Consider the following 25,489-nt stretch of genomic DNA (forward strand, 5'->3'; position numbering starts at 1 on the left):
CGGCGAATAGCTGCATCAGAATGCCTTTTTTAGACCACAAGTTAAAACGCCGGTAGATGGCGCTCCAATCTCCAAAAGTTTCTGGCACATCGCGCCATGGGCAACCGACCCGCATCCGGTACAAAATGCCTTCGAAAGTATTTCTGTGTTCCGGTTTGTCATAAATGCGGCCTGTTTTAAGCATCAATCTGATTAGCTTTGACCAGCACTCGTCTGTTAACATTGTCCTTGGCATGATGGGTTGTCATGGTTAGTTTTTGGCGAAAGTAATTGTACCAGCCCATCATGCTGTCTAATAATCCATCTCGAAAGATCAACAAGCCCTAATACCCTGACCTGGCGCTAACAATACTTCTTCACCATGATAAGGTGCGTGAACAAAGGGCCATAAAGGCACCATTGGTACCGGATCGGCAGCGTGAGTACAGCGGAAAATACGATCGATATTGTTGGAGGTCTTTAGTGCAAAGCCGTCAAGCCCGACACGAGGTGCGCCAAAGGTGTACAAGAATACTTTATTTTTGTAGCGCCGTTTGACCCAGTCAGCCGTGATATGTGCCAAAGCGCCGCCTAAACTATGACCCACGCAATGAACTGTGCCAGAAGAGCTGCGAGCTAGCATGGGATTTAGTGTGCTTTCCAAGGCAGGTTTCATGCTTTGGAAAGTTTTATTAAAACCAGCATGTATCAAGGAGTTATTATCACCACCGGTTAAACCTATGTGGGCATCAGTAATGCCATCACTAAGGCTGGCGGTACCCCGGATTGCAATCACATGATCGCCGTCATATTGTCCTTTGCCTTTGCCAACAGCAGCAAAGCCGGTAGAACGTTTTAACATCCTAGCCAAAATACTACCGGAAATACCCTGAATTGGGCCATTTGATAAATCAAACTGAAAAGCTTTTTCTACCTCAGGTGCCGATTTGCCAAAACGATATAAACCTGATGAGCTGGGTTCCTTAATGTCATATGCGACGGACGCCAGTTGGACTGCAAGTTTAGGTGTTAACGTTGCCATTAGATGATCCTTTCGGTGGTAATTAATCCAGACTGCATATGCCTGTCACACCGTGAGGGTGATCAGGATACTCATGGTTAGGTAATTCGTAGGTTGTTTCCGGTTGAGTTAATTCGCAGCGCAACTGTTGCATTTTTTCAGTCAACGTCTTTGCCGCAGAGGCATTTAGAGTTGTGAAGTACCAGAGTAAATAGCGTTGTTCGTTATAATCAACATACAGTACCTGACGCTTCGAAGTATCAAAGGCGCTGCCTGGACGACGTGAGCGAATATTCTTTTCATCAAAGGTGAAAAAACCGTCGTGGTTAGTTATTGCATGGTCCAGATACTCTTTATCATAAGTGAGCTCGCGGAATACTTTAACGTTAGCTACTGGGCTACCATGAAACGTAATAGTGCCTTGTACTGCAGGCGATAAATGCACATCGTATTTTTTAAACCAACTAAACATATCTGCCATAACCTGTTGTGAAAAAATAATAAAAACCAAAAAACTCAGCGCTGCTACCAAAAACAGCATTGGCTTTCGCCTAAACAGAGGAATATGCATTTGCGGCTCTGATGAAAATAGGTTGCTAAAAGATAACCAAGTAGCAACATTTTGTAAATTAATTATTTGTTAAAGTTGCAGAGTGTGGGGGGAAGGGTGCAACCCAGGTGGCTGCACCATAAAACTTAGCTGTTTAGTTAACAAAAAGATGTATGGTAAGTGAACAGGTGTTAAGTAAAAAAACAAGCTGTTTAGTAAGCAAATTTATGCTGACTAAATAGCTGTTGTACGGCCAGCCATACATCACCCACCTGACCACTACCAACTGGCTTATCATTTACAAATAATACGGGCGCAATTTCTTTGCTGGAGCTGGTAAGCCAAATTTCATCTGCGGCTAATACCTCGGCTTCACTGACATCACGTTGTTCCACACTGATATCGCTATGCTCTGCCAGTATCGCCAGCAAAATGTGCCGGGTTATACCGGGCAAGAGTTTATTACTAAGGGGTGGGGTGGCAATAACACCATCTTTTACCACAAATACGTTTACCGCTGCCCCTTCGGTAAGGTTACCGTCTTTATCAAACAGCAGTATTTCTTGCGCGCCCTGGGCATAGCTTTGCTGGTAGTGCAGCACATTACCCAGCAAGGATGTCGATTTTATATGGCAGCGCTGCCAGCGTAAATCCTGGCCGGTGACTACAGCATAAGTGGTGGCTTTGCTCTTATCGGCTACGGGTTCTGGCCCTATTGCAAACGCATAACCAAATACGGTTGGGCTGATATTGCTGGGAAAGGCATGGCCGCGCTTGGTGTCGGTGCCGCGGCTTACCTGAAAGTACACCCCGAGGTTGTCACCCAGTTCGGCGCGGTTATCGGCAATCAATGTGTCGGCAATCTGCTGCCAGTCACTCAGACTTAGTTTTGGGTCAATGGATAGCTGGGCAAGGCCGCTGTGCATACGGTCTATATGCGGACCAAATCCGACAAAGCGACCGCCGTAACTTGGGATCACTTCGTAAATGCCGTCGCCGAATAAAAAGCCGCGGTCCATCGGCGATATTTTAGCTTCGCTGGCCGGCATAAAGCTGCCATTTAAATACACTGTTGTCATTGCGGTTCTCTTGTTCGTGGCATGTAGTTATATCATCGAACCGGTTTACCCACACCGACACGCCGTAAATACATCCTTGTAGGCTCGTTTTTGCCCATCAGGGACTCCAACGGTCGGTTTAGGGTAAGCCGATTCTCACATTATTTAGTTATATCATCGAACCGGTTTACCCACACCGACACGCCGTAAATACATCCGTGTAGGCTCGTTTCCGCCCATCCGGGGCTCCAACGGTCGGTTTAGGGTAAGCCGATTCTCACATTATGTAGTTATATCATCGAACCGGTTTACCCACACCGACGCGCCGTAAATACATCCTTGTAGGCTCGTTTCCGCCCATCCGGGGCTTCAACGGTCGGTTTAGGCTAAGCCGATTCTCACTTAATTAGTAACTGAAGATCATCAATCAGTTGCTGGCCTTCAGTATGTGCCAGGCCATCTTCGGTTAAGGTATTTAACCGGGTAACGCCATCGACACTGCCTTTGGCGGATAAATATTGCAAAATCGCCAGCGGGTCGGCGTCGCTTAGCCGGTTTTCGCCGCGTAGCAAAGACACCATAGCCGTTAAACCCCAGGCTGCCCAGTTGGAGACATCGGCAACAATGAGCTCGTCACATTGGGTAACACAAGGCGTAATGTTAAGCGCGCTTACTTGTTGGTATAAATTACCCATACCAATTTCATTACCGCCATCGCCAATGCCAATAGTAGGGCAGTGCGCTTGGGTTAAAAAGTAATCGAAGCTGGCGCAACGCGCGCTGATATCTTCACCGCGCATGTTAGCGTAGCGCTGCTGCGCGTTAAAACCGGGCCGCTCAATGGAGATCACCAGTTGCGGCTTAAGCTCTGTAAGTGCGACACTGGCAATTGTAGGCAGTGCGTCGTATTGGTTTACCTTAATTTGAAAACACTGGTAATCGGCCTTTAGCGCGCTGTATAGCGGGTCGCCACAAACAATAATAGGGTTGGCACCCAATTGTTCAAGCAGCTTATACAAGCCAATAGCGCCAACCGGACCATCAGTTTCAAAAGTGTCTAATACCGGAAAGCCAGTGCCGATAAGGACAGTACCACGGCATTGATTAAGCAACCGGGCGGCGCGCAGGATATAGCCAGGGCGCAAATGCGGTTTTAAGGTTGCCATGCCTCTTGGGTTTTGCCGCACTAATAGCTGTTCTATCTGCTGGCTAATGGCCAGATACTGTGGTGTCAATGTTGTCATTTACAGGTTCACCATTTGGCTGGTTAGTGCATCAGTGCGAACTTTAGCCAGACAAAGCGCATTGTGCGCTTGCTCTGGGCTTATCGGAGTGAAATAGACTTCGGTTCCCGCAGCGGCTTGGGCTAATAAGGCGCAATCTAGCGACAGGACGCTACCAATTTTGGGGTAGCCACCCAGGGTTTGGCGGTCGTTCAGCAGTACTATGGGCTGGCCATCCGGTGGAATTTGCACTGCACCATAGCAGATGCCCTCGGATAATAGCTGTGTTTGTTGACAACGGATGGCGCTGCCACTGAGTTTATAGCCCATGCGATCAGCCTGTGGCGTGACTGTATAACTGTGTAGGTAAAAGCGCTGACGCTCAGTGCTGTTAAAGCTTTGTGCTTGATAGCCTTCTACCAACCGCAGTGTAAGGGTACGATTAAATTGCACCTGGTGATGTACAGGCAAGTGCCTTCGTGGCAGGCTGTTTACTGTTGCGGCAGGTAGTGAGTCGCCCGGTTGCAGTTTATTACCGTTTAATCCGCCAATGCCTTCGCGTAGCACCGTGGCGGTGCTACCAAACTGCGGTGCGACGTTAAAACCACCGGCTACGGCCAAATATGCCCGCAAGCCTTTGCTTACCATGCCAAGCTCAATAACATCGCCTTGCCGGATTTTATGTACTGTCCATAATTCTGCGGTATTGCCATTAATACTTAGGGGCAAGGTTGCGCCGGTAACGGCGATATAGCTGTTTGTTTCTGCCCGCATTTGCAAGCCGCCGACGCTGCATTCTATTAAGGTTGCGTTATGCTGATTACCCAGCAAAAGGTTCGCCCACTGTGCTGATGGCGCATCCATTGGCCCACCGCTGGTAAGGCCCAAAGCGCCTTGGCTAAAGCGGCCGTTATCTTGTAATAAGCTTAGTACGCCGGGTGCTATTACGGTAAAGCCGCTCATCGTTCGTCTCCAGGTATTTCACCACCCAGTCGCAGAAACTCCGCTTTGTCTATAGCAACAAAGCGCACTTCGTCACCAACCGCGACGGGCATCACCGGTGTGCTATCCGGGTTAAACATCCGCGTTGGGCACAGGCCAATCAGGTTCCAGCCGCCGGGTGATTGCGCCGGATATACCGCCGTTTGTCTGTCAGCAATGGCAACTGCACCACGCGGCACTTTAGCGCGCGGCGTAGCCAAACGCGGCATCTGTAACAGAGGGTCTACTTCTCCTAAGTACGCAAAACCGGGAGCAAAGCCAATGGCATACACACGATAGCTAAGTGCCTGATGACGCTGAATAACCTCAGTAATGCTAATGTTTTTTGTCTTGGCGATAAGGGCTAAATCTGGCCCGCTTTCTTCACTGTAATACACCGGCAGTTCAATGGTGTTACCGGTTTGGCTATTACCGCTTTGCAGGTGCTTCAGGCTATGTTGTAGCTGTGCTGAGACACGATGTAGATCGGTGGATAATGGGTTAAACAGAATTAATACCGAGGCATAAGAGGGCAGTAAATCAATAAGATCATCAGTAAGTTCGTTGCGGATAAGCACACACGCCTGTTGCACTAAGGCTGATATTTGCGGGTCTATCCGTTGGTCAAAATATAGCATCAGGGCGTTTTCACCGGCCGGTGTCAGCTGAAAATGTAACAAGCTCATCCCAATAGCGCCCTTATTTGCTGGATCTGTGCAATGGCGGCCTTGTTATCACCATGTACGCACAGGGTGTCGGCTTTAAGGGCCAGTTGCTTGCCCGAGTCTGTAGTCACGGTACCCTGTTTTACCAGCTGTGCGACCTGGGTGAGTAACTTAACACCATGCAGCACGGCGCCAGACTGACTGCGTGGCGTAAGCTGGCCATCATCGGTGTAACGTCTGTCGGCAAAGGCTTCAAATAGCAAATCAACGCCTTTTTCTGCAGCAACATTACTAAAGTGCTGCTGATCGGCCGTCGCAAGGATCATCAGTTTAAGCGGCTTATAGTAGCCTGCTATAGCATCGAGCACCGCGTCGAACACCAAGGGCTTGCTCATCATATCGTTGTATAGCGCACCATGTGGCTTAACGTAGCTTAGGCTTAGCCCGGCACTAAGCGCCATGCCATCCAACGCCGCTATTTGGTAGCGCAGGGTATTAATAATTTCACTGTGCGACAACGCCATACTGCGCCGGCCAAAGCCTTGTAAGTCAGGGTAGGACGGGTGAGCACCAATTGTGACACCATGTTGCTTCGCCAGTGCTAGGGTGCGCGCTATGACATCGGCATCACCGGCATGAAAACCACAGGCAATATTGGCCATGTCGATATGCGGCATAACATCATCGTCCAGCCCCATTTGCCAGCTGCCAAAGCTTTCGCCTAAATCACAATTGAGTTTCATCCTGCCTCCGTCGCTGCAGTTGAAAAATAATTTATTCATGTTGCGTTTAATTTAAGTAATAGTCTAGTCGTATGCGATAGAATACGTCATTGCAGCAATGGTGTGGGGCAGCTGAGATTGCGGTTACGGTCTATGCATTACGTGGCATGAGACTGAAGTAACCGCTATAGAGATTAGCGCTTAGACAGCAGTAATAGTTAGCGATAAAACGCTGCTACTTTACCTTTTAAGGTCATTAACAGCGGTTGTCCACGACGGTCCAGCGCTTTGGCTGCGGCTACTTTTACCCAGCCTTCACTAATACAATATTCCTCTACATCAAAGCGGTCTTTACCGTTTAATGTGATGCCAACATCGTGTTGAAATATGTCTTTTACATAATACGGGCTGCGAGGGTTAACCGATAAGCGATCGGGTAAATCCGGGCGTGCCGCAGTGTCGTTTGTTACTGCATCATTTTTTGTTGTGTCGTTCATGGCTTGTGCCTTAGTAAGTAAAACGTGCGCTATTGTAGGCAAAGCTGGCAGGCTGCTCAAGTGGAGGTTGTTATAAACTGCTTAATGGGTAAGCACTGCCCATCTTACTTAATGCAACAACATGCCGGTAACAGCACCTGCTAATACCAGTAACCAGGGCGGTGCTCGCAAATACTGTAGGGCAGCGAAGGCCAGCAGAGCAAAAGCAGCATCGCTTAGTGTAAAAATACTGCTAGTGCCCAGCGGATGAAAAAGGGTTGCCAGCAACAGCCCGGTAACCGCAGCCCCAACACCGGCAATAACTGCGCGTGCGGCATTGAACTGAGCAAGCCGCTGCCAGTAGGGTAGTACTGCGTGCAGAATTAAAAACGATGGCAAAAAAATTGCCAGCAATGCCAGTAGCCCACCCTGCAATGGGTTTACGCCGGGCAGCAAGGCGCCAACAAAGGCGGCAAAGCTAAATAGTGGCCCGGGTACAGCCTGCGCTGCAGCATAGCCCGCCATAAATTGATCAGCATCTACCAGCGCCGTTGGCACCAGTTCGGCTTGCAATAACGGCAGCACCACGTGCCCACCACCAAACACCAGCGCGCCAGTGCGATAGAAAACATCTATCAGGCTAAGAGAGGGTAGGGCGTAAAACTGCGCGGCAATAGGTAGACCAATTAATAACAAGACAAATAACATCGCGCTGCTTACCGTAAATCGTTGTGCAACCGTGTTAGCCGGTGGGAGTATATCGTGCTTTACCGGTTGTTCGCGTAGTAGTAAATAACCCGCTACCGCAGCCACTAGTATTAGCAAGGGCTGCATTATCGCTTCCGGCTGCCACAACATAAAAGCGGTGCTTAACAGCATAATCATCGCTTTACGCCGGCTATTGCATAAGCTGTGTGCCATGGCCAATACAGCATGTGCGACTACTGCAACCGCAACTAACTTTAGGCCATGTAATGCACCGTTTAAAAGTGGTGAATGCCACAGTGTCAGGCTAAATGCAAATGCCAGCATTAACAGGGCGGAGGGCAGTGTAAAGCCTAACCAGGCGGCCAGTGCGCCACGAAAGCCAGCTTGTTGTAAGCCAATAGCCATACCCACCTGGCTGCTTGCCGGGCCAGGTAAAAACTGACACAGCGCGACAAGAGCAGCGTAGTCGCCATCGCTGAGCCAGTGTTTTTTGCTGACAAACTCATGACGAAAATAACCAATATGGGCTGCTGGCCCGCCAAAACTGGTTAGCCCCAGCTTTAGAAATATGCTGAAAATGACCCAGAACCCGGGTTTGATGCGGCTATCCGCCATAGCCATTCTCAGGTTCGAGAGCAGTTAAGCGCCAGCTACACGCGACAGCAGCCAATAGTAATAGCGATGAGATAATTAAACAGGCTACCAGGCCCCAGTTCTGATACGCCCAGCCCGACAATACGGTGCCAAGCAGGCGGCCGGTGGCGTTGGCCATATAATAAAAGCCGACATCCAGCGATACACCATCGGCACGGGCTAAACGCACAATGTAATAGCTATGTAGCGCTGAATTAATAGCAAATACCACACCAAATAACAGCAAACCACCAAGCAAAACGGCCAGTGTTTGTGGGGTGTAGCTGATGCCTGCAGCAATAAGTAATGGCAGTGCACATAGCGGCAGCGCCCAGAATAACAACGCGCTAGCCCCTGGCGCTTGCTGTTTGCTGTTACCGGTAATACGTGGTGCCAGCGCCTGCACTATGCCGTAACCAATAACCCAGCACGCAAGAAAACCACCGACAGCACTGTGCGGCCAGTTAAACTGGCTGGCCAGATACAGCGGTAGCGCAATAACAAACCAGACATCCCGTGCGGCAAATAAAAATAACCGGGCGGCAGACAAGGTATTAAGCGCAGGGCTTTTTGACAACAACTGGCTAAACTTCGGTTTAAAGCTTGTCTTACCAAGGTCTTGTTTAAGTAAGCATAGGCTAAGCAGCCATACCAGCAGGAGTGCAGCAGCCATAAGGGCAATAGCACCACTAAAGCCCAATAGCGATAGCAGCAGGCCGCCTAAGAAAAACCCGACACCTTTAAGTGCATTTTTGGAGCCGGTAAGCAGGGCGACCCATTTATATAACGCGTTTTGGGCGTGCTCTGGCAGTAGCAGTTTAATGGCGCTTTTTGCACTCATTTTATTTAAGTCTTTAGCAATGCCTGATACGGCCTGAGCTACCATCACCCACACTACGGTTAACGCTTCTGCTGGCACTAGTAGCATTGCTAGCGCGATAACTTGCAGCAACAAGCCGATATTCATTGTGTTATTCAGGCCAAGCCTTGCGCCCAGCCAGCCGCCAACCAAGTTGGTCACGACGCCAAAAAACTCATAAAACAAAAACAGCGAGGCAATGGCCAACGGCGTATAACCCAGCTGATAAAAATGCAGCACAATAAGCATGCGCAGCGCGCCATCGGTTAGGGTAAATGCCCAGTAGTTACCGGTGACAACCAAATACTGCCTAATATCTGCGCGCATTGGTAAGCCTGTTATCCTGCAAGACCAACCAGCCGCACCAACTCTACAGTACGGTTGGCATAGCCCCACTCGTTATCATACCAGGCGTATATTTTTACCTGGGTGCCATTAATCACCATGGTAGAAAGCGCGTCGATAATACTGGATCGTGGGTCGGTTTTATAATCGACCGACACCAGTGGTCGTGTTTCATAACCCAAAATGCCCTGAAGTTCGTTATCAGCAGCGGCTTTAAGTAAGGCGTTTACTTCATCAGCACTGGTGGGGCGCTCTACTTCAAACACACAGTCGGTTAGCGAGGCGTTGGCCAGTGGCACACGCACCGCATGGCCGTTTAACCGGCCTTTAAGCTCGGGAAATATTTCGGTAATGGCGGTAGCTGAGCCGGTGGTGGTTGGAATCAAACTGCTGCCACAGGCACGGGCACGACGTAAGTCTTTGTGTGGCGTGTCCAGTATTGACTGCGTATTGGTTAAGTCATGGATGGTGGTTATGCTGCCATGTTTAATGCCAAGTTTTTCATGAATGACTTTTACCACCGGAGCTAAACAGTTCGTGGTACAGCTAGCAGCAGTGACAATGCGGTGTTTACTGGCATCGAACAGGTGCTGGTTTACGCCCATCACCACATTAAGTACTCCGTTTTCTTTTACCGGTGCCGATACCACGACGCGTTTTACGCCTTGATCCAAATAGCCTTGTAGCAAGGCACTGGTTTTCATTTTACCTGAGGCTTCAATGACCACGTCACAACCTGACCAGTCAGTATCAGCAATCGCTCTATTGCCGGTTACTGCAATGGCTTTACCATTGATAACAATCTTATTGTCGTTGTGATCGGCATTGTGCTGCCAGCGGCCGTGTACAGAATCGAAGTTAAGTAAGTGAGCAAAAGTTGCTGCATCAGCCGCCGGATCGTTAATTTGCACAAATTCCAACGCCGGCCAGTCAAAGGCAGCACGCAGTGCTAAGCGGCCGATACGGCCAAAGCCGTTAATACCTACTTTAAGGGTCATTGTTGTCTCCAGTTCAGGTTAAGCGCAGCAGGTTGATAAACGTTGTGGCCGCTCGCCCATAGCACACAGGTTTTGTTGTAACGGTGCCAACATATCAGGGTTTTGCGTCAGGGTTTGGCGGATACATCTAAGCGCCCAATCAGGCAAATCTGAATTAATGCGGTAATACACCCATTGGCCCTGACGGCGATCAAGCAACAGCTGGGCTTTACGTAGCATCGCCAGATGACGTGAAATTTTCGGCTGTGTTTCATTCAAAGCGCAGGTGAGTTCGCATACACACAACTCGCCCTGATCAGCGATCAACAGTATAGACAAGAGCCGGGTGTCATCGGCAAGTAATTTGAAAAACGCCACGGGTGTCATGCTGCCAGGTCTCTAGAAAATACATTACATGTGGATTATCATATATATGGATATTCATATATACAAATGACATTTTTGTGAAATTTATTAGTCAAACAATTAGTACAAGATGATGCTTTATATTTTTCAATAAATTCATGGTTTTATGTTTTTTTGCCCGGTTTTGCCCAACTCTTTCGCTGTGTTTTTTGTCAGTGATAGGTAAAGTAACATAGTGAGTAACAACGGTAATTCAAAGGAGAATTTATGCACGTCACAACTAAACTTATACTGGCTGCGCTTGGTGTAATGGTCGGGTGCTCTGCAGTGGCACATGATGAAGCCCTGGAATCTGGCTGGTGTCGCGGTGGCAATGTTACGGTGCTGGGAGAGTTTTCTCTGAAAGATCCGTTGTTGCGTCAATTTAAAGCTGATTCAGCACAGGTGTGTGGGCAGCTCAAAAGCTGCGGTCACTTTGATGATGATGATTACACCATTGCCCGGCGCACAGCAGAGGGGCTATGTCGTGCTTTTAGTGAACGGGAACTGGCATATGCTACTGATGGGCATGATGGCACTGTTCGGCCTATATTTCATACCCCAGCTGTATTTAAGAATAATGAAACTGATCATCATACATTGTACCAACTGGCACAGGGCATCCAGTTTTCCTGTGGTTATTGCAGTATGCCTGCAGTGCGCGAACAGCCGCGACAGAATATCGAACTTTATCGTTAATTTTGATAAAAATTGCTACTTATTTGGCAGTGAAAGCAAAGGAAGTTAAAGCAAAGACTGTGCTCTGATATAAGCGGTAACGCTGTTCAACTTACTCACCAGTTGCTGCTGAGTGTCGGCTGGCAGTGTACATTGCGCTAGTACGAAGTGTGCGGTACGAAGCACTTCACGCCAGCGTGGGTGTTTAGGCAAAGTTTTGACGGATAAGTAACGATCCAGTGAGCGGGTTCTAATTCGGCCATCGTCGATGGAAACCCGCCAGATACCGCTTTGTTCAGCCAATTCAATGCGACTGCTGTTAGTACTTGATTCCCAAGCCGCCAAACTGCTAAGCAGCAAATCAACCAGCATTTGCGAAAAACTGGCCTGAGGAACTAAAGCGGAACAAGGTAAACTATTAGCTTGATGAGGGTCTGACAGCACCAGTAGAGTTAACGGCTCCTCACGCGCCAACATGCTTACACTGAAGTTTAGCTGGTAGTGTTGCTGCCCCAGTTGCAAACTTTGCTGCGGTAGATACTCATGCTCAACCGGTTCGTCGTTATTCCACAATTGCCAGAACCGATCATTTTGTGGGGGAATGAAATTGCCGAGTAGCAGCGAATTAAATGCCGACAAAGGTAAGGCAAACAGGCGGCAACAGGCATCATTAACAAACAGTAGTTGTTGCTTGTTGTTAAAAATCATTATAGCAAGATTAAGCTGACCAAAAGCTGCTTTAAGAGAACTATGGCTGGCACCAAGGTCAGCAAACTGGCGGGCATGCCAGGCCAATTCAGCTTCGAGTTGTTGCCGCGCGTGCTGTCTTTTGCGTTGTTGCCAAAACCACAATAAAGCCAGCAACAATAGCAGAAGACTGCCGGCGCTAAGTAGCATAAACAGTTGATTACGTTGAACACTTATTTGTAATGCTTTAATTTCATTCTCTTTACTCAGTAGGCCAATGGCTTTTTGCTGTTGCTCGTATTCCAGTTGGCTGCGCTGCTGTGCCAGCGTGTCGGCAAAATTCTGCTGATACTGTGCCAGTTGGGCCATCGTCAGTTGTTGTTGATAGCGGAGTGCACTTTGCCATTGCTTAAAAGCGATAGCATTATCAACCAGAGCTTGTTGCAATTGCAGGTTGGTATCGGTAGCCTGTTGTGTTGTCGCAAGTTGTTGGCCAAGGCTGAACATGGCTTCTGCCTGCTGATAATGACCTTGTTGTTGCAGTAATTTACCCAGCTGTAGTCTTAAAATAACCGACTGGTCGGATGGCCCCAATTGCAAATCTAATTGCTCTGCCTGCTGCAACCAGTTAGCAGCTGAGTTAATATCTCGATGGTTTAAGGCAGCATCAGCCAACAGCAACATCACGCGTAGTTCAGCATGTAGGTTTGCTACGGTCTGAAAATAAGCTAGCGTTTGTCTTAGTATGGCTATGGCTTGTGTACTATTCCCTTGTTGCAGGTACACCAGTGCAAGTTCCTCCTGAGAATGGCTGGCTTGATCACTATTATTATCTTGCTGGTATAACTGTACCGCACGATTAAGGTAATGCTCTGCCTGTGCCCAGTCGGTTAATTTGCGAAACACGCTACCAATATTGTTCAGCGTTACGGCCTGGCTGGAAGGTGAAGCCTGATACTGCTCTTTTAATGCCAAGCTTTCACGGTAATGATCGATTGCTTCGGCGTATTGTGTCATGGCCAGATGCGCGGTACCTGCATCTGATAATGTCATTGCCAGCAATAAAGGCTTTTCGCTATCACGTGCTGCCTGTATAGCTTGGCTAAACAGGCGCAATGCCTTGGGCCGCTGTCCTTGCCGGTACGCCAAAATTCCCTGACGTCGAAGCAGTTGAATATTTTGCTCTGCTGATAGCACTTGGCTGCGGTATTGCAATGCGCCCAGCAGCTCACTGGCTTGTCCAAAATGCGCGTTACTGGTATAGAGCTCAGCTAGTTTTAACACTATGTCGGCATCTTGAGATGTGGCTATCTCTGGTGTATCAGCTGCTGGCCAGTGTAAGAGTGCCCGGCATTGATCAATTTGCTGCTGGGCATTCAGTTGTCGATTAAAACATGCTTCTGGGTTGGACTGGCCATAGACCGGGCTAGTGCACATAAGCAACACCAGAGAGAATATAACAATAAGCAAGCTTGTTTGCGGCACAATACGCATTAATAACAACAGCAAAGGATAATGGCGTCACACTACACTTAACATTTTGTTAATTCAAGTTGCGCACGTTAGCGTAAATTGTGCCATGGCGGACACATGGCTGCCATGGCACTAAGTTAATCGCTAACTTAGTTTTTGCGCTCTTTGCCATCCGGGTCATTATTGGGGTCGGTGATCTGCCAGTACTCTTTAATCGCTTCCACACCGCGTAATGGCGTAAAGCCAGTACCCGATTCCGGAGGCTCTACCGTTGCCAGTTCATGTACTACAACCATAGGGGGAATGGTGTAGCATTTGTGCAGCTTAAATTGCACGCCCTGACTAGTGAAGTAGTAACCTGGGCCTACCATATTAGTTAGTGTATAAGGCGCATAATGGGTTACCCGTACGGTACCAGACCCCGGTACTGAATAACCTCCAAAACCACCACCACCACCGGCAAAAGTAGAGGCATAGTTATTGGTCGCCTGTGATGTTTTGTACACCTCAGCATCTACTACGCCGCCAGGTACTGCGCCATAAAAATTAGCCAGGATCTGTGCTTCGCTCCAACTGACATTGGCTATTTGCACAATAGTGCCGCGATGACACCAGGGTACCGCCTGCGCCGATAAAGATAACAATGCGCTGGCTGCCAGCGTGGATAGAATAAGCTTTTTCATATCAGTGTCCTTCGGTTAGGTCAAAAGATTCATGCCCGTTTTGCCGCATCGCAAACAAAGATGGGCTAGGGGTAAATTCAACATAACCAAGTGGAGGCCTGAAACCAATCAAACAGCAGGGCAAAACCGGGCCGGGAAGACTTTGCCCTGTTTTGCCCATGGTAAGGCAGTTGCCGCTGGCGGCGGCATCCAGAGCAGGCCCCCGCAGGGTTGTGGTATACATCAAGCGACTTAGAGCGCTTTGTCATCGAACCACTAAAGCCTATCAGGGGCAAAGCATGCTGTTATCACAAGCTGCAGTGCCTCTAATCTCACATAGCAATGATTAAGGCTGTGTCTTTGCTTAGCGCTACGCCATTAGCGAACCTGTCCTCAGCTTTACCATCAGGTGCAACTAACTTTTGTGTCTGCGTCCAATGACCTTTTGTTCGCTCAAATATATAGGCAAAACCTGCGTCCTTACCAATGCCCTCGACATCGTTCTCATCTGGTAGAAATAAGTGCTGTATAGCCAAACAATGCCACTCTGACGTCAAAAATATCTGTATCTGCGCCATCCTGTGCCATAAGCTTTGCTTGATGTTGCCAGTGTTTTCCATCAAATTCATACACATAGACGGCACCGGCTTTTTCAGCTTTAGCATCGTCAGCTAACAACTTGTGCTGCTTTGCATAAATTTGGCACGTTTTTGCCAGGGTGAAACAGCATAAGAATTTAAAGATAGAAGCAGCCTGAACAGATAGTCAGTATTAGTCGGCGCTTGAGTTAATTGAGGCTGGCCTGGGCTCGGTGTAGGCACTGGACGTCAGGCTGGCTTTGCACTAGCTTTATCTGCAACAGGGGTAATAGATAACGGGAGATAAAAATGTCAGTGCAACGTCATGGTCAGTGTGTTTGCGGTGCGGTTAAAATAACGGCCAGTACCGCAGACAGCAAAGTAGGTGCCTGCCACTGTAGTACTTGCCGGCGCTGGGGCGGCGGCCCGTTGTTGGCGATAGATTGCGGCACCGGCGTAAACTTTAACGGTGAGCAGCATGTCCGGGCTTATCGCTCATCAGAGTGGGCGTCGCGCGGCTTTTGCGCTGAATGCGGCACGCATTTGTTTTACCGCTTAAGCCAGAATGGCCAATATATTATGCCGGCTGGTTTATTTGATAACGCCGACGACCTGGTGTTCGACCATCAGGTTTGTATCGACAGCAAACCTGGCTATTACAGCTTTGCCGAAGCCACTCACGATATGACCTGCGATGAAATGTTCGCTGCCTTTGCGCCGCCGCAATAGATAGGATTAGTGTAATGTTCAATCGGCTACAGCTAATGCCTCACCACTGCTTTTTGCCAGCGTAATAAAGGTTTGAATATGCTTGTTCAGCTTTTCCTGCTTACGGTAACCAACATAAATATGTTTATGAATACCGCTGTCACCCAACCGAATAACCGTAATTGGCAGGGTGTTAGCGTATTCCAGCGCCAGCCATTTTGGCATTGCCGCCACACCGCGGTTGGCGGCTACCATTTGCAGAATAATGTCGGTGGCTTCCAGCGTTTTATGTAGCTTTGGCATGCACTGAGCGGGTAATAAAAACTGCTGAAAAATATCCAGCCGCGCCGTTTCTACCGGATAGGTTAACAGGGTTTGATCAGTTAGCTGTAGCGGCTGAATGGCTGTCATCGCAGCCAGCGGGTTTTGTTGGCTGACCACCAGCACCAGTTCGTACGGAAATACTGGCTCAAACACAATGCGCTCTTTTTGGATTGGGTCTGGTGTTATCAGTAAATCAATATCGTAGTTAAATAGCGCTGCCATGCCGCCAAACTGAAAGCGTTGTTTTACGTCGATATCAACCCCGGGCGATTGTGCCAAAAACGGCTGCACCACTTTTAACAGCCACTGATAACAAGGGTGGCATTCCATACCTACGCCAAGACTGCCTTTTTCGTTATTGGCAAACTGGCGCAGTGTCTCGTCTATACGCTCAAACTGTGGCAGCAGGCGGTTGGCTTGCTCCAGCAGGTAGCTACCTGCTTCGGTTAAGCGGATATTGCGGCCGTCTTTTAACCACAGGTTGATATTGTGCTGCCGTTCAAGCTTTTTCATGCTGTGGCTTAGCGCTGATTGCGTCAGGCTCAGTTTGTTGGCAGCGGCAGTCAGTGAGCCTATGCGGCTGATTTCACGCAAAATACTCAAATGTATTTTTTCAATCATGGCTAACCTATGAATACAAATCATTAAAAATAAAAGATACACCGTTTTGTGTAATGGGTATAGCGGTTCGCTGTGCCAGTGCTGTCTAGCGGAGTGCTGATTAAATATTAATAAATGAATAATACTCATTAGTGAATGAAAAAATATCATTTTTATTCATCATATCTTAGGTATACCATCTTTAAATGTTTGGACGTCTGGATGTCTTTTTGTGTGGGCGATAATCAGCAGTAGTGTTTTCAGGCTTGGACCGGGCAAGCAAATAGGATGGCAATGATGAGTAACGATTTAACATTTAGCATAAAACGTATTGCGTTTGATGAGCACTATCAGCCTGCAGAAAGCACAAGGCTGACGACTAATTTTGCTAATCTGGCCAGAGGTGAAAGTCGGCGGCAGAATTTACGCAATGCCTTTACGATGATCGACAGCCGCTTTAATGCGTTGGCGCATTGGGACAACCCACGCGGTGATCGTTATTCGGTTGCACTTGATATTGTATCCGTTGATATCAACATCGAAGGCAGCGAGCATAGCTTTCCATCAATTGAGGTGTTGCAAACCACTATTATTGATCATCAAACCGGGCAGCGTGTTGAAGGTATGGTAGGTAACAACTTTTCTTCTTACCTGCGCGATTATGACTTTAGCGTCGTGTTGCCGGAGCACAATAAACAGCAGGCTACGTTCAGCATCCCGGCGAATTTTGGCAACTTGCATGGCAAGTTGTTCCAGTGTTTCGTTAACTCAGATACTTACAAACAGTATTTTGCCAAGCAACCGGTAATATGTCTTAGCGTGTCAGATAATAAGGTGTATCAGCGGAGCGGCAACCAGCATCCGGTTTTAGGTGTGGAATACTTGCCAAACGAATCATCGTTAACCGAGCAGTATTTCCAGAAGATGGGACTTCAGGTGCGCTATTTTATGCCGCCAAACAGTGTCGCCCCTTTGGCTTTTTATAGCCTTGCTGATTTACTGAACGATTACAGCAACCTTGAATTAATTAGCACAGTAAGCACTATGGAGACCTTTCAGAAGATTTACCGGCCGGAAATTTATAATGCCAATGCAGTCGCAGGCACTTGTTATCAACCAGATCTGAACAATCCGGACCATTCTGTTACGCAAATAGTGTACGACCGCGAAGAGCGCAGCAAGCTTGCCATTGCGCAGGGTAAATTTGCGCAGCAGCACTTTATTCAACCGCACCGGGCCAAACTGGAACACTGGGCAGTATCGGCGAATTTCGCTTAATTACTGACGCAAATAACGGTATCGCACATGAAAAAACTATTACCTACCTCAACCGCTGGCAGTTTACCTAAGCCGTGCTGGCTGGCCGAACCGGAGGCACTCTGGTCACCGTGGAAATTGCAGGGTGAAGAGCTGCTTCACGGCAAGCAGGATGCACTGCGCTTGTCATTGCAGCAACAGCAACTGGCAGGCATCGATATCATCAGTGATGGCGAGCAGACGCGGCAACACTTTGTTACCACCTTTATTGAGCATTTAAGTGGGGTGGATTTTGCCAACCGTCAAACCGTTCGGATCCGCAACCGCTATGACGCCAGTGTCCCGACTGTGGTGGGGCCAGTATCACGACAAAAACCGGTGTTTGTGCAAGATGCCAGGTTTTTACGCCAGCACACTACGCAGCCAATAAAGTGGGCGTTGCCAGGCCCAATGACGATGATTGACACCCTGTATGATAATCACTATCAAAGCCGCGAAAAACTGGCCTGGGAATTTGCCAAAATACTCAACCAGGAGGCAAAAGAACTGGAGGCGGCGGGTGTGGATATTATTCAGTTTGATGAGCCGGCATTTAACGTGTTTCTTGACGAGGTAAACGATTGGGGTATCGCCTGTTTAGAACGCGCCATCGAGGGCCTTAAATGCGAAACCGCCGTGCATATTTGTTATGGCTACGGCATTAAAGCCAATACCGATTGGAAGAAAACCTTAGGTACTGAGTGGCGCCAGTACGAACAGATTCTCCCCAAACTGCAGAAATCCAATATCGATATTATCTCGCTGGAATGTCATAACTCGCGGGTGCCGCTTGAGTTACTCTCGCTTATCCGCGGTAAAAAAGTGATGGTAGGTGCTATTGATGTGGCCACTGACATTATTGAAACGCCAGAGCAAGTGGCTGATACGCTAAGGCAAGCGTTGCAGTATGTCGATGCCGATAAACTTTACCCCTGCACTAACTGCGGTATGGCGCCGTTACCTCGCCATATCGCCGGTGCTAAGCTCAATGCCTTAACCGCCGGGGTACAAATCGTGCGTAATGAACTGCTGCGTTAGCAGTGGCCGGCGCTGATAAGGAAGTTGCTTGCCATATCAGCCTGTTTAATCACAACACCGATAACTTACTGTTCGGAATATCTGTTACCAGCATATGGCCCGGGCTGTGGGTAATGCAAAAATCCACGCCTGCATTGGCTATTGCCACTTGTGGCGTAACACCGCAGGCCCAGAATACCGGCACTTCGCCTGGTTTTATTGTTACTGCATCACCAAAATCCGGTTTAGTAATATCATTAATGCCAATAGCGGCCGGGTCGCCAAAGTGTACTGGCGCGCCATGTACCTGCGGAAAACGCGAGCAAATTTGGATTGCGCGGATTGCATCAGCCGGCTTCATTGGCCGCATACTTACCACCATACCGCCATGAAACACGCCTGCCGGGGTGCAGGCAATGTTGGTGCGGTACATCGGCACGTTTACTTTTTCTGTAATATTACGAATTTCCAGGCCATCGGCCAGCAAGGACTCTTCAAATGAGAACGAGCAGCCAATTAAAAAAGTGACTAAATCGTCACGCCAGTATTCTATTACATCGGTCACTTCATCGGTTAATTTCCCGTTTTGGAAAATGCGGTACTTCGGTAAATCGCTGCGGATATCTAAATCTTGCGCTAGTTGTGGCATGTCGATAGCACCCGGTGTGGCAGCCATACCTAATAACGGGCACGGCTTGGGATTAAAATGGCAAAACTTCAGAAAATCAGCCGCGTACTGCTTGGGTAAAATGGCCATATTAGCCTGAACAAAACCCGGCGCAAAGCCCGAGGTATTACCGCTAAAAACGCCATCGCGGCACTGTTGGCGTAACTGATAAGGGCTTTGTACTGACATAAAGTCTCCGAAAAATTCGCAAGGTAAGATAATGCAGTGTACTGCAGCTAATGCTGGCGTAACAGTGGGGAGTAATAGCTTCAGCCGATAACGTTTTGCGCACCAAGGGTTGCATTTATATCTTTATGAATTATTGTGTATCCTTTTAAACTAACTATTAAACAGGATGTTATGAGTAATTTAACGATAAAAGCAAAAAGCTTGTGTTTGGCGACACTGCTGCTATCCGCGGGTGCAGCTAATGCTCAAAGCAATTGGTCTATCGGCCATGGCTATGCCTCAGGTGGTGTGGTGGGAGCGCAATATCAGTGGCTGCATGACGACATTAAGTGGACTGCGGCAGTAGGTTTAGTCGGTGCTGCAGTGGGTGTGCAACGTAGTATAGATGACGCCCGTCAGCACAGTATCGGTTTGGCAGCCGGTGTCGAAGATTTAACGGCGGAAGACGGCTTCTTTGTCGCTACTTATCAATATTACCCTTCAGGTTTTGCTAATTCAGGTTGGCGTTTAGGTTTTTCAGCAGGTATGCGGCGTGAGGATGAGAGCAGTTTCTTCGGCAGTGTGGGCAAAACGGAAACCAAGCCTGCCATTGCTTTTGAGCTGGGTTATCAGTTCTGAGCCATTGCGTTTAGCATTACTATAAAATTTTTAAGCGTCAGCCAGCGTTTTTATAAGTTATTCGCTGGCTATCATATCTCGCCATTTTGCTGTAAACCCCACATCAAAGTTTACTTAAGACCTCGCGTCAAACAATAGCGCTTGTAATGCCGCCACAAACAACGTCATGCAGTACAACTAAGTTTTAAACGTATTGAACTTTCATTTATTCACTTTTGATATAACCAATCATTAATGGCTATTTATTGGTTATTTAAATCCCATTTATGATATCAAACTGAGTGCTATTTAAAGCCGCAATCTTTATGCAGCCTATGATTTTCAATGGCAATAATATCGGGACTAACTGGCAATGAGTATCAGTATTGAACAGGTTAACAAACGTTTTGGCGATTTTGTTGCGGTAGATAACGTTAACCTGCAAATAAAAACCGGTGAGTTAACGGCATTGTTGGGGCCGTCGGGTTCGGGCAAAACCACGTTATTGCGCATTATTGCCGGCTTAGAGCAAGCCGACAGTGGCAGTATTCGCTTTAACAATGAGGACATTACCGGCCGGCATGTGTCTGAGCGTGGCGTGGGTTTTGTGTTTCAGCACTATGCGCTGTTTAAACATATGACGGTGTTTGAAAATGTTGCCTATGGCTTAACGGTAAAACCGAAGAAATTCCGGCCAAATAAAGCTGACATTGCAAAAAAAGTGCACAACCTACTGCAACTGGTGCAACTGGTGCAACTGGACTGGACGGCAGACCGTTACCCGGCGCAGTTATCCGGTGGCCAGCGCCAACGCATTGCCTTAGCCCGTGCTTTAGCGGTTGAACCCAAAGTATTGTTGCTGGACGAGCCCTTTGGCGCGTTGGATGCCAAGGTACGTGCTGAGCTGCGCCGATGGCTGCGACGCTTGCACGATGAAATTCATGTGACCAGTGTCTTTGTTACCCACGATCAGGAAGAAGCGCTGGAAGTGGCCGACCGCATTGTGGTGATGAACAAGGGCGCCATAGAGCAGGATGGCACGCCCGAGCAGGTTTACGACCACCCGGCGAATCCCTTCGTGTACGAGTTTTTGGGTAATGTAAATTTATTCCATGCCAGGGTAAAACAGGGCCAGAGTACTATCGGCAACGTTAAGCTGGCGTCGCCGGAGCATAGCAATGGCGAGGAGCAGGATGGCTTTGCTTATGTACGGCCACATGAAATTGACGTCTTTAAAGCACCGCTAAGCGATAGTTTAAAAGTGACGCTGGATTTAGTCACCATAGTCGGCCCGGTCGCACGGTTAGAGGTGCTCAGTGATACCGACCAACAACTTATTCATATTGAATTACCCAAAGAGCAGTTTAAACAATTACAGCTGGCACAGGGCGATGTGGCCTGGATCCAGCCGCGCTATAGCAAAGTCTTCCTCGGTGAAGGCATTTAAGTAAAAGGAATACCCATTATGCAGCACACAAAAAAGTTTACTCTGGTCCTGCTGGCGGCATTGCTGGCGGCACCGGTAACGGCAAAAGAGCTGTTAAACAGCAGCTATGATATCGCCCGCGAGCTGTTTGCCGAGATAAACCCGCTGTTTATCGAACACTACAAACAACAAACCGGCGAAACGCTGAGTATTAAACAGTCGCATGGTGGTTCATCGCGTCAGGCGCAGGCGATTATTCAGGGCCTGCGGGCTGATGTGGTGACCTTTAACCAAAGCACCGACATTGATATTCTGCACCAGCGCGGTAACTTACTGCCGGCTGACTGGCGTGATCGCCTCGCCAATAACAGCTCGCCGTATTATTCCACCATGGCATTTTTGGTGCGCAAGGGTAACCCTAAGCAAATCAGTAGCTGGGCAGATTTAACCAAAGACGGCGTGGGTCTGTATTTCCAAACCCGAAAACCTCCGGCAATGCCCGTTACACCTACCTGGGAGCCTACGGTGATGCGTTAGCGCGTTTTGACAACGATGAGCAAAAAGCGCAGCAGTGGCTGCAAACTTTTTTAAACCGGGTGGTGGTGTTTGATACCGGCGGCCGTGGCGCAACGACCTCGTTTGTTGATCGCGAACTGGGTGACGTGCTGATTACCTTTGAGTCGGAAGTAAACAATATTATTGCGCAGTATCCGGACCAGCAGTTTGAACGTGTTGTGCCGCCAACCAATGTGCTGGCCGAGTTCCCGGTGGCCTGGATAGACCGTAATATTGCCCGCAACGGCACAGAAAAGCAGGCTAAAGCCTACCTGCAATATTTATACAGCAAAGAAGCACAACAAGTGCTGGCGCGCTATTTCTACCGGGTGCACAACCCGGACGTTATTGAAGCGACCAAAGCGCAGTTCCCGCCAACCAGCTTGTTTACGGTAGAGCAGGTATTCGGCAGCTGGGAGCAGGTGCAGCAACAGCACTTTGCCAGTGGCGCACTGCTGGATAAACTGCTGGCACAGGGCAAGCGTTAACCGTGACCTTTTATCGCAGTAATAACAGCAAACGCGTGTTGCCGGGCTTTGGTATTAGCCTTGGCAGCAGTTTGTTTTTTATCAGTCTGGTTATTCTACTGCCTATTACCGGCTTAGTGGTGCAAACCGCTGAACTAAGCTGGGCGCAGTACTGGGCAATCATCAGCGACCCGCGCGTGGTGGCGTCTTATAAAGTAACCGCTTCGGCTGCTGCGGTAGCGAGTATTTTTAATCTGTTTTTTGGCCTGTTAATGGCCTGGATCTTAACCCGTTACCGCTTTCCTGGCCGCGTGCTGCTGGACGGGTTAATGGACTTGCCCTTTGCGCTACCTACTGCAGTAGCCGGTTTAACCCTGGCGGCAGTATTTTCAACTCAGGGCTGGTTTGGTCAGTATCTGGCACTGTGGGATATCAAGGTATCTTACACCTGGCTGGGTATTGTACTTGCAATGACGTTTACCAGCGTGCCTTTTGTGGTGCGTACAGTCCAGCCGGTACTGGAAGAGTTTGGCCCAGAATACGAAGAAGCCTCAGCGACTCTGGGCGCCAGCCCGCTGCAAACTTTCTTTAAGGTGATACTGCCGGAAATAAAGCCGGCGCTGCTGACCGGTACCGCATTGGCGTTCACCCGAAGTTTGGGCGAATTTGGTGCGGTTATTTTTATTGCCGGTAATTTGCCGTGGCAAACTGAGGTGACCTCACTGATGATTTTTGTCCGGTTACAGGAATTTGACTATGCTGCCGCTGCGGCCATTGCCAGTGTGGTGTTGCTGGTGTCGTTGGTGCTGCTATTTGTCATTAACGGCATGCAACAGCGTTATCAACATATTACCGGTGGGCCCAAATGAGCCAAACATCATTGAATAGCCGCCAGCGCTGGCTGCGGCCGCTATTAATCAGCACTGGAGTGGTGTTAACACTGCTGTTACTGGTGGTGCCGCTGATTTTTATTTTTGTGGCGGCATTTTCTGCCGGTATCGGTGGGGTGTGGCGTAATCTGGCCGAACCCGACATGTTGCATGCAATTGGTTTAACCTTATTGGTGGCGGGTTTAACGGTGCCGATAAACCTAGTCTTCGGCACCCTTATCGCATGGTGTGTTACGCGGTTTAGTTTCCCCGGCCGGCGCTTATTGCTGACGCTGATTGATATTCCGTTTGCCGTGTCGCCGGTGGTTGCCGGCTTACTGTATCTGTTGCTGTATGGCAGCAATGGCCCTTTCGCAAGCTTGCTGGATCAATACGATGTGCAGCTGATGTTTGCATGGCCGGGTTTGGTGATGGTAACGGTGTTTGTGTCCTGTCCGTTTGTGGTGCGCGAGTTGGTGCCGCTGATGTCTACGTTGGGTACCGAGCAGGAAGAGGCCGCCGTGCTGTTAGGCGCCAGTGGCTGGCAGGTGTTTTGGCACATTACCTTACCCAATATCCGCTGGGCACTGCTGTACGGTGTTATTTTAACTAACGCCCGTGCGGTGGGCGAGTTTGGCGCGGTGTCGGTGGTATCGGGCACTATTCGCGGCCAAACTAACACCTTGCCACTGCATATCGAGCTGTTACAGCAAGACTACAACACCGCCGGAGCTTTTATTGCCGCCGCGTTACTGACGTTAATTGCCATTGCCACCCTGGTGGTAAAGGCGTTTTTACAGTGGAAGCTGGCACGACAAGAATAATCTGTGGCAACGCTATAAAGTGCTGCTTGAGTTTGTTTGCTGAGGTAGCATATACGCATCATGCTGAAAGAAAGCTTGTTTGACGGATATGACTTATGAAATTTAAAACCCGATTACTTCACAGTGGTGCCGGTGCCGATGCGCATACCGGCGCGTTAACCACCCCCATTTATCAAAGCAGTACCTTTACTTATGGCACGGCAGTAGACGGCAAAGCCCGCTTTGCCGGCGAGCAGCCGGGTTTTATCTATAGCCGCATGGGCAACCCGACAGTGCAGGCGCTGGAACAGCAATTGGCCGAGCTGGAAGGGGCCGGCGAAGCGCTGGTAGTCGCCAGTGGCATGGCTGCTGTCAGCAGTATTTTTTATGCATTGGTAAGTGCCGGTGACGAAGTGGCCTTTATTGACCCGGTGTACGGCGGCACAGCTGCATTTTTAATTAACACCCTAAGCCGCGCCGGTATTACCGTAAGCCGGTATTTGAGTGATGATGACTTGCTGGCCAATATTAATCCGGATACTAAGTTAGTGTTGTTTGAGCCCATCACTAACCCGAACCTGAAAGTAACAGACTACCGTAAGGTAAAGGCGGCTGCGGCAAAAACCGGCGCCATTACGGTATGTGACAATACCTTTTTAACGCCCTATTTATTTAAGCCTCTGGAACACGGTATAGATTTAGTGATGCACAGCGGCACCAAATATTTAAGCGGCCATGGCGATATTATTGCCGGTGTAGTGGCAGGACGAACTGAGCTGATGCAGCAGGTGCGTACGATAGCGTTGAAACATATTGGCGCACCAATAGGCCCGCAGGAAGCCTATTTACTGCAGCGCGGTTTGCGTACGCTGGCGCTAAGGATGGATGCGCACCTGACCGGGGCAGCCAAAGTGGCCGAATTTTTAGCACAGCATCCGTTGGTGGCTAAAGTGATTTATCCGGGTTTAACCACTGATGCCGGCTACCCGGTGCTGGCTGAAACCGTGGGCGCGTTTGGCGGCATGGTGAGTATTGAACTTGCCGGCGGTTTTGACCGCGCTGCGCGCTTCCTTGATAGTCTGCAGCTGTTTACTCAAGCGGTAAGCCTGGGCGATTTGGAGAGTCTGGCCTGTCACCCTGCCAGCACCACTCATGCGGCGATGGATGCACCAAGCCGTTTAGCTGCTGGTGTAACGGACGACTTAATCCGCCTGAGCATTGGGGTTGAGGATGCTGAAGATCTAATTGCTGATTTACAACAGGCGCTCCAGGCCGCAGTGCGGTAAAACTA

General features: G+C 48.9%; 28 protein-coding genes and 1 pseudogene. 10 read left to right on the top strand and 19 right to left on the bottom strand.

Features of this window, described 5'->3' with window-relative positions:
• The 13 genes from H595_RS0105715 to H595_RS0105775 form a co-directional block, all read right to left on the bottom strand.
• A partial coding sequence (locus H595_RS0105715) for a transposase (protein WP_156885926.1) occupies positions 1 to 235 on the bottom strand: 235 nt, incomplete at its 3' end.
• Positions 236 to 313: 78 nt separating this feature from the next.
• Positions 314 to 1,021, bottom strand: a complete 708-nt coding sequence (locus H595_RS21660) for a lipase family protein (RefSeq protein ID WP_084153485.1) — start codon at positions 1,019 to 1,021, stop codon at positions 314 to 316.
• Between the two features lie 22 nt (positions 1,022 to 1,043).
• The gene (locus tag H595_RS0105725) at positions 1,044 to 1,541 is read right to left on the bottom strand and encodes a DUF6795 domain-containing protein (protein WP_205623175.1); all 498 of its coding nucleotides are present in this window, start codon (positions 1,539 to 1,541) and stop codon (positions 1,044 to 1,046) included.
• 221 nt (positions 1,542 to 1,762) lie between these two features.
• The gene (locus tag H595_RS0105730; RefSeq protein WP_027670351.1) at positions 1,763 to 2,629 is read right to left on the bottom strand and encodes an aminotransferase class IV; all 867 of its coding nucleotides are present in this window, start codon (positions 2,627 to 2,629) and stop codon (positions 1,763 to 1,765) included.
• Between the two features lie 377 nt (positions 2,630 to 3,006).
• Positions 3,007 to 3,852, bottom strand: coding sequence for a DUF4392 domain-containing protein (locus H595_RS0105735; protein WP_027670352.1), 846 nt, complete (start codon positions 3,850 to 3,852; stop codon positions 3,007 to 3,009).
• Complete coding sequence (locus H595_RS0105740; protein ID WP_027670353.1) at positions 3,853 to 4,794, bottom strand: 5-oxoprolinase subunit C family protein; 942 nt, start codon at positions 4,792 to 4,794, stop codon at positions 3,853 to 3,855.
• On the bottom strand, positions 4,791 to 5,498 hold the full coding sequence (gene pxpB, locus H595_RS0105745) for a 5-oxoprolinase subunit PxpB (protein WP_027670354.1): 708 nt from the start codon (positions 5,496 to 5,498) through the stop codon (positions 4,791 to 4,793). The genes H595_RS0105740 and pxpB overlap by 4 nt, the downstream gene beginning before the upstream one ends.
• Complete coding sequence (locus H595_RS0105750) at positions 5,495 to 6,220, bottom strand: 5-oxoprolinase subunit PxpA (protein ID WP_027670355.1); 726 nt, start codon at positions 6,218 to 6,220, stop codon at positions 5,495 to 5,497. The genes pxpB and H595_RS0105750 overlap by 4 nt, the downstream gene beginning before the upstream one ends.
• Before the next feature lie 197 nt (positions 6,221 to 6,417).
• The gene (locus tag H595_RS0105755; RefSeq protein ID WP_027670356.1) at positions 6,418 to 6,696 is read right to left on the bottom strand and encodes a DUF3297 family protein; all 279 of its coding nucleotides are present in this window, start codon (positions 6,694 to 6,696) and stop codon (positions 6,418 to 6,420) included.
• Between the two features lie 108 nt (positions 6,697 to 6,804).
• Positions 6,805 to 7,998: a chromate efflux transporter gene (gene chrA / locus H595_RS0105760; RefSeq protein ID WP_027670357.1), complete on the bottom strand. Its 1,194-nt coding sequence runs from the start codon at positions 7,996 to 7,998 to the stop codon at positions 6,805 to 6,807.
• Complete coding sequence (gene arsJ / locus H595_RS0105765; protein WP_027670358.1) at positions 7,988 to 9,202, bottom strand: organoarsenical effux MFS transporter ArsJ; 1,215 nt, start codon at positions 9,200 to 9,202, stop codon at positions 7,988 to 7,990. The genes chrA and arsJ overlap by 11 nt, the downstream gene beginning before the upstream one ends.
• Positions 9,203 to 9,213: 11 nt before the next feature.
• Entirely contained in the window at positions 9,214 to 10,218 is a 1,005-nt protein-coding gene (locus tag H595_RS0105770) for an ArsJ-associated glyceraldehyde-3-phosphate dehydrogenase (RefSeq protein WP_027670359.1), read from the bottom strand.
• Positions 10,219 to 10,236: 18 nt separating this feature from the next.
• Positions 10,237 to 10,584, bottom strand: coding sequence for a metalloregulator ArsR/SmtB family transcription factor (locus tag H595_RS0105775; RefSeq protein WP_027670360.1), 348 nt, complete (start codon positions 10,582 to 10,584; stop codon positions 10,237 to 10,239).
• 246 nt (positions 10,585 to 10,830) lie between these two features.
• Here H595_RS0105775 and H595_RS0105780 point away from each other — a divergent pair, with 246 nt between their 5' ends.
• Entirely contained in the window at positions 10,831 to 11,301 is a 471-nt protein-coding gene (locus H595_RS0105780; protein ID WP_027670361.1) for a hypothetical protein, read from the top strand.
• Positions 11,302 to 11,346: 45 nt separating this feature from the next.
• Here the strand turns inward: H595_RS0105780 and H595_RS0105785 are convergent, their stop codons facing one another.
• The 4 genes from H595_RS0105785 to H595_RS24365 form a co-directional block, all read right to left on the bottom strand.
• The gene (locus tag H595_RS0105785; RefSeq protein WP_169338539.1) at positions 11,347 to 13,404 is read right to left on the bottom strand and encodes a tetratricopeptide repeat protein; all 2,058 of its coding nucleotides are present in this window, start codon (positions 13,402 to 13,404) and stop codon (positions 11,347 to 11,349) included.
• 185 nt (positions 13,405 to 13,589) lie between these two features.
• Positions 13,590 to 14,123 carry a hypothetical protein gene (locus tag H595_RS0105790; RefSeq protein ID WP_027670363.1) on the bottom strand — a complete coding sequence of 178 codons (534 nt, stop codon included), beginning with the start codon at positions 14,121 to 14,123 and terminating at the stop codon, positions 13,590 to 13,592.
• 311 nt (positions 14,124 to 14,434) lie between these two features.
• Positions 14,435 to 14,638 carry an FG-GAP repeat protein gene (locus H595_RS0105800; RefSeq protein ID WP_205623176.1) on the bottom strand — a complete coding sequence of 68 codons (204 nt, stop codon included), beginning with the start codon at positions 14,636 to 14,638 and terminating at the stop codon, positions 14,435 to 14,437.
• A complete protein-coding gene (locus H595_RS24365) occupies positions 14,607 to 14,780 on the bottom strand; it encodes a hypothetical protein (RefSeq protein ID WP_205623177.1) in 174 nt (57 codons plus the stop codon). Before H595_RS24365 ends, H595_RS0105800 begins: the two co-directional genes overlap by 32 nt.
• A gap of 209 nt (positions 14,781 to 14,989) precedes the next feature.
• Here H595_RS24365 and H595_RS0105805 point away from each other — a divergent pair, with 209 nt between their 5' ends.
• On the top strand, positions 14,990 to 15,409 hold the full coding sequence (locus H595_RS0105805; RefSeq protein ID WP_027670366.1) for a GFA family protein: 420 nt from the start codon (positions 14,990 to 14,992) through the stop codon (positions 15,407 to 15,409).
• Between the two features lie 18 nt (positions 15,410 to 15,427).
• Here H595_RS0105805 and H595_RS0105810 read toward each other — a convergent pair whose 3' ends face one another.
• Complete coding sequence (locus H595_RS0105810; protein WP_027670367.1) at positions 15,428 to 16,333, bottom strand: LysR family transcriptional regulator; 906 nt, start codon at positions 16,331 to 16,333, stop codon at positions 15,428 to 15,430.
• Between the two features lie 276 nt (positions 16,334 to 16,609).
• On the opposite strand from H595_RS0105810, the gene H595_RS0105815 reads away from it, so the two are divergent.
• Together H595_RS0105815 and H595_RS0105820 are read left to right on the top strand one after the other, a co-directional pair.
• Positions 16,610 to 17,590: a DUF1852 domain-containing protein gene (locus tag H595_RS0105815; protein ID WP_027670368.1), complete on the top strand. Its 981-nt coding sequence runs from the start codon at positions 16,610 to 16,612 to the stop codon at positions 17,588 to 17,590.
• Positions 17,591 to 17,617: 27 nt separating this feature from the next.
• Positions 17,618 to 18,646 (top strand): methionine synthase, encoded by a 1,029-nt coding sequence (locus H595_RS0105820; protein ID WP_027670369.1) that lies wholly within the window; start codon positions 17,618 to 17,620, stop codon positions 18,644 to 18,646.
• A gap of 49 nt (positions 18,647 to 18,695) precedes the next feature.
• Here the strand turns inward: H595_RS0105820 and H595_RS0105825 are convergent, their stop codons facing one another.
• Positions 18,696 to 19,481, bottom strand: a complete 786-nt coding sequence (locus H595_RS0105825) for a putative hydro-lyase (protein WP_027670370.1) — start codon at positions 19,479 to 19,481, stop codon at positions 18,696 to 18,698.
• Between the two features lie 171 nt (positions 19,482 to 19,652).
• On the opposite strand from H595_RS0105825, the gene H595_RS0105830 reads away from it, so the two are divergent.
• The 6 genes and pseudogenes from H595_RS0105830 to H595_RS0105855 all read left to right on the top strand — a co-directional run bounded on the left by H595_RS0105830 (position 19,653) and on the right by H595_RS0105855 (position 25,484).
• Complete coding sequence (locus H595_RS0105830; protein WP_027670371.1) at positions 19,653 to 20,099, top strand: hypothetical protein; 447 nt, start codon at positions 19,653 to 19,655, stop codon at positions 20,097 to 20,099.
• 352 nt (positions 20,100 to 20,451) lie between these two features.
• Positions 20,452 to 21,525 carry a sulfate/molybdate ABC transporter ATP-binding protein gene (locus tag H595_RS0105835; RefSeq protein ID WP_027670372.1) on the top strand — a complete coding sequence of 358 codons (1,074 nt, stop codon included), beginning with the start codon at positions 20,452 to 20,454 and terminating at the stop codon, positions 21,523 to 21,525.
• A gap of 18 nt (positions 21,526 to 21,543) precedes the next feature.
• Positions 21,544 to 22,547: pseudogene (gene cysP, locus H595_RS21665) on the top strand (thiosulfate ABC transporter substrate-binding protein CysP).
• Between the two features lie 2 nt (positions 22,548 to 22,549).
• Entirely contained in the window at positions 22,550 to 23,395 is an 846-nt protein-coding gene (gene cysT, locus H595_RS0105845; RefSeq protein ID WP_027670373.1) for a sulfate/thiosulfate ABC transporter permease CysT, read from the top strand.
• Positions 23,392 to 24,219, top strand: coding sequence for a sulfate/thiosulfate ABC transporter permease CysW (cysW, locus tag H595_RS0105850; protein ID WP_027670374.1), 828 nt, complete (start codon positions 23,392 to 23,394; stop codon positions 24,217 to 24,219). The genes cysT and cysW overlap by 4 nt, the downstream gene beginning before the upstream one ends.
• Positions 24,220 to 24,314: 95 nt before the next feature.
• Positions 24,315 to 25,484 (top strand): trans-sulfuration enzyme family protein, encoded by a 1,170-nt coding sequence (locus H595_RS0105855; protein WP_027670375.1) that lies wholly within the window; start codon positions 24,315 to 24,317, stop codon positions 25,482 to 25,484.
• Positions 25,485 to 25,489: the final 5 nt, after the last annotated feature.

It is taken from the genome of Rheinheimera baltica DSM 14885 (genome assembly GCF_000425345.1).
GTDB lineage: Bacteria > Pseudomonadota > Gammaproteobacteria > Enterobacterales > Alteromonadaceae > Alishewanella > Alishewanella baltica.